This is a genomic window from Geobacillus thermodenitrificans subsp. thermodenitrificans DSM 465 (genome assembly GCF_000496575.1).
Taxonomy (GTDB): domain Bacteria; phylum Bacillota; class Bacilli; order Bacillales; family Anoxybacillaceae; genus Geobacillus; species Geobacillus thermodenitrificans.
Genome location: NZ_AYKT01000004.1, coordinates 1 through 263, shown reverse-complemented (window position 1 = coordinate 263; position 263 = coordinate 1). Strand labels below are relative to the sequence as shown.

2 tRNA genes are annotated in these 263 nt (G+C 52.5%); both read left to right on the top strand.

Annotation, left to right across the window (positions count from 1 at the left end):
* The first annotated feature begins 50 nt into the window (after positions 1 to 50).
* Positions 51 to 124, top strand: a tRNA-Pro gene (locus DSM465_RS0105150).
* Between the two features lie 11 nt (positions 125 to 135).
* A tRNA-Ala gene (locus DSM465_RS0105145) sits at positions 136 to 208 on the top strand.
* Positions 209 to 263 lie beyond the last annotated feature (55 nt).

The window sequence follows — 263 nt, the reverse complement described above, 5'->3', positions numbered from 1 at the left end:
AAAAGGTTCATATAAAATATGAATTGTCGCAAGGGAAAATAAACAAATGACGGGAAGTAGCTCAGCTTGGTAGAGCACACGGTTCGGGTCCGTGAGGTCGCAGGTTCAAATCCTGTCTTCCCGATCACTCTATACGGGGCCTTAGCTCAGCTGGGAGAGCGCCTGCCCCGCACGCAGGAGGTCATCGGTTCAAATCCGATAGGCTCCATTTGAACGCGGAGGAATACCCAAGTCTGGCTGAAGGGGGCGGTTTCGAAAACCGC